3 protein-coding genes and 1 riboswitch are annotated in these 3,873 nt (G+C 47.5%); of the genes, 1 reads left to right on the top strand and 2 read right to left on the bottom strand.

The window, feature by feature from the left end; genetic code table 11:
- Positions 1-122: 122 nt before the first annotated feature.
- Together ABYV26_RS22585 and ABYV26_RS22580 are read right to left on the bottom strand one after the other, a co-directional pair.
- The gene (locus ABYV26_RS22585; protein WP_372683615.1) at positions 123-1,496 is read right to left on the bottom strand and encodes a transposase; all 1,374 of its coding nucleotides are present in this window, start codon (positions 1,494-1,496) and stop codon (positions 123-125) included.
- A gap of 286 nt (positions 1,497-1,782) precedes the next feature.
- Positions 1,783-3,003, bottom strand: a complete 1,221-nt coding sequence (locus ABYV26_RS22580; RefSeq protein ID WP_372683614.1) for an FIST N-terminal domain-containing protein — start codon at positions 3,001-3,003, stop codon at positions 1,783-1,785.
- 207 nt (positions 3,004-3,210) lie between these two features.
- A riboswitch (cobalamin riboswitch) is annotated at positions 3,211-3,399 on the top strand.
- 136 nt (positions 3,400-3,535) lie between these two features.
- Between ABYV26_RS22580 and ABYV26_RS22575 the strand changes: the two genes are divergently transcribed.
- Positions 3,536-3,873: sirohydrochlorin cobaltochelatase (locus ABYV26_RS22575; protein ID WP_372683613.1), on the top strand; the 338-nt coding region annotated here is incomplete at its 3' end.

Genomic DNA, 3,873 nt, shown 5'->3' with positions numbered 1-3,873 from the left:
TTTGGCGTAATTTTTTTTATATGTTTTATCATTTTTTTGAATTTCACTAGCTATCTGAAATCATGCACTTAATATGCTATCGGCATATTTACCATAAACGTTAATTAACTCAACTTTCGGGGTTACGCCAAAACCGTCACCCCATCGCTCTTTGACAAGCCGACATATTGCAGTGCGTTTTCAATGATGGCATCAAATATTGCTGATGCCGTTTTCTCACAATAACTGCCGATTTCTCTCAACCGTTCACCGGCAAGGGTTAATATCCGGTAGAGGGCTTCGATGAAGGAAATATCTGCCATCTCATCGCAGCAGGCATAAAACAGATCTCCAAAGGTCCGATGATCCGTCTCAATCCGGCATTGGTAGGCAAGAAACATATACCGCATGAACACAATGCTGGTATGGGCAATCAATGCATCGAAGTCCCGACATTGGATTTCTTTGGCCAGTTTTAAATGCTGCTTGGCCATTTTGAAGAACACTTCAATATCCCAGCGCTTCCCGTAAATACGTATGATTTCTTCGTTCGCCAGTTCGATGTCCGTGGACAATAACGCCAACCAGTCTTTCTTGCGCCTGTCCCGAACGAAGACCAGTTTAACTTTGGGTCCATCTTTCAGCGTTACGATGGCGCTGGCTTTGATTTTGGCGCGGCCACGGCGCTTCTTGAGCTTCCGGTAAATGGCCATCAGGTCCATTTGATGCCCGCTGTAGCCGTAATGGATCTTGGGCGTTTTTTTCACCATGCCGATGACATCAATATGGTCTTTCAACGCCGTGACGGTGGCCGGCATGGTAAACCAACTGTCCATGAGCAGGTATTTTGCATCAACCCCTGCAGCCAGAATGCGTTTGACCATCGCTTCCAGATGATCAGTCGCCTTAATGGTCGCCTCCTTTCGGCGCTGCCAGGCACAGCAGCGCTTGTCCATGGATTTATAGCTTTCACAAAGTCGCTTTTTGGCATCAGCCGATGACAACAGGGCAAAGTCCATCGGCAGGCAACTGATACCGTCGGACCAGCAGACCGTGAGCATGCGAAACCCTTTGAGGAAACGCCCGCTGCTGTGGTCCCAAACCCGGGACAAAAGTTCCACCATCTTGGACCGAGATCGATCGTACGGGCTGTCATCAACAATCAGCACCGAATCGCGTTTTTCATCGGTCAACCGGTTGAAGAAGCCATAAAGCCGGGCACCTAAAAGCAGCAAGAGATGTCGCCAGTTTGACTTACAGCCTTTGAGGAGTTCGTAGGCAGCATCTTTACCGAACGCCAGTTCGCTGTTGATCACAATGCCTCTAAAGAAGTTCTTGCCAACAAAAGGCAATGTAAAAATGGTCATTATCAAAGAACGCACACTGTGCCCGCGACGTTTTCGGATACCGCACCGATGCAAAGTGGAAGTAATCTTAAATCGGTTGAAAAAGTCGTCGATTTTACCAAGAATGCAGATGTCGGCTTGTGTTTGGGGGTCAATGCTGCTATGAATCATTTGAGCCCTTTCCTTTTGATATTATTGTGTTTATTCGCAAATTCACTATAAATCAAAAGACTGGGCTCTTCAACATTTTTCTTAAATTAATTCATAGTCTTACCCCAATTTATTAGCTTCTGTCAGCTAACCCCGAAAGTTGAGAAAGTGAGAAAAAAGCCGCTATTTTTGGAATTTTGGAATTCACCAATTGTGACACCAAGAAAAGGGTAAAAACTGTCCTATATTCAAAATAATAATAGAAAATTACTTCTATTCTTTTATATCGTTTATGCAAGATTAGGGCTTAGCGTGCGATTACCGTTAAAACACCCGTCCAGTCGAGGCCGATACTCCTTCCAAACATCGGGGCAACTTCAACACCTGAATAAAAACCCAGCAAAGGCGCTTGGTATCGGTTCAATGTACCAACGACCGCTGAGGCCTCTTCCGTCATTGTGTCGGATAAAGCGGCGGTCCGGCCTGCACAATCGATGTATAAACCAAAGACAGGCCGCTTCTGGTCTGCCAGGATCTTTGACATGAGTTTTTCCGTGTTATTCCGGGCTGAAAGAATCATTTCCTGCGAATCTCTTAACATAAATTGAATCCTGGAGCCAACCGCCAAGTCAGGCTCGAAAATCATAATCCCATCTTTATCCGGGAGCACACCAGTGATGAGTCGATTCACATAATTTTCTTCTTTGAAGTCTTCGAAGGGATTTCCTTGATTGATGCCAATGGCCAATCTTTTTAGCGGCATCTGTTTTTGCCATTCCTGATTACCATAAATTTCGTCTATGATTGATACGATGGATTGCCCGTCCAATTCATAAATCTTTGCACCTTCAATGCGGGTAATGGTGCGATAAATTCCGTCCTGAAGTGCACATCCATGCATCACACAATGATAGACTGAATAGTCTCCACAAAGCATCAGACCCACAGCCTCCTGGGTCCCTACATGATTTCCGCAAAATTGCTGCGTCGGTCGAAAATCAACGTGGCCGAGCACACCGGCGCCGATGATAGGCGCTTTCGTGTGCATCGTCTTTTCGACGCCTTTGATCAGCAATGGGGACGCATTCATGACCGGTGGTGAGCTTTCTGAGGGTGGCCATTTTATCGAATCGTACAGGAGAAGGAATAATAAATCTTCCCGATTGGTTGGAATTTGGCGGCCAAGGGCTTCCCCCGCGGCTTTTTCATCACGATCCAGCCCCCCGGCATAAGCCCAGTGGCAAGAGATGGTTGGTGACGATAAAATAGCCGCTCCAGCCGGACAACCCTCATAGCATAAGTGATCATTGGTAATGATGCCGATGGCGGAACCACCAATGATGGGGACGTCACCGCCAACCGCCGAACGCAACCCCTCGAAGAAATCGGAATGATCCATGGTTCCATGGCAAAACGCGAGGACGACACCGGGATCACTGATCTGCCCTTTTTCAAGTGCCATCCTCGCAACATTGAAACCCGCGGAATGGGCATCTTCGCTGTTCTCGTATCCGATGTCTACCTTCATTTTTTTTCTTCCATGCGAAGCGGAACCGTGAATGTTTTTTTCGAAGATTATCGTTGGATAAAATAAAAGGCAAGCGATCTTTCAGACTCGCTTTCAAAATATGGGAGTATATGGAATTGGGGAATGGTATCGAAGGAAAAAGCCTCAAATTCAGGATGGCCTCTCAAAGAAGAGAACCAGCGATTGACAAAGATGATCCAGTCAGATAAGAGCTTATACTCGAAAGGTGCCTGTCAGGGCTTAATAGGGAATCCCGTTGAAATCGGGAGCGGTCCCGCCGCTGTGATCGGGGACGAAATTTGCAATACCACTGCCTCGCGTTGGAACGAGACGGGAAGGTGCAGAAAGTAGGTCGATCCGAAAGCCAGAAGACCTGCCTTTAGAATAATCAGGATACCCCCGATGAAAGGGGTGATCACCTATTCGCAAGGGCCAAGTAAACTGGGTGCAACCCTTCATGCCAATTTTTGCATGAAGGGTTTTTTTGTGCCCACAGACACCAGGTAGATTAAACTTAAAGGAGGTATGCATCGTGAAAAGATGGGGCTTGTTGATTATTGGCATGCTGGCACTTCTGGCGACCGGTCTTGCTTTGGCGTCCGGTGGACATGGCCACAAGGGACCCAAAAAAGTAGGCATCCTGCTGGTCGCTTTCGGATCCAGCGAAGCCTCGGCCCAGGTCTCCTTTGAAAACATCGATAAAAAAGTCAAGGACGCCTACCCGGGGATTCCGGTCCGCTGGGCCTACACCTCTCATATCATCCGCAACAAGCTCGCCAAACAGGGCAAGCAGTTGGACTCGCCGGAAGTGGCCCTGGCCAAAATGATGGATGATAAGTTTAGCCATGTGGCCGTCCAATCCCTGCACAC

The organism is Desulfosarcina sp. (assembly GCF_041551955.1).
Taxonomy (GTDB): Bacteria; Desulfobacterota; Desulfobacteria; order Desulfobacterales; family Desulfosarcinaceae; genus Desulfosarcina.
This window is presented reverse-complemented; position numbering and strand designations above follow the sequence as displayed.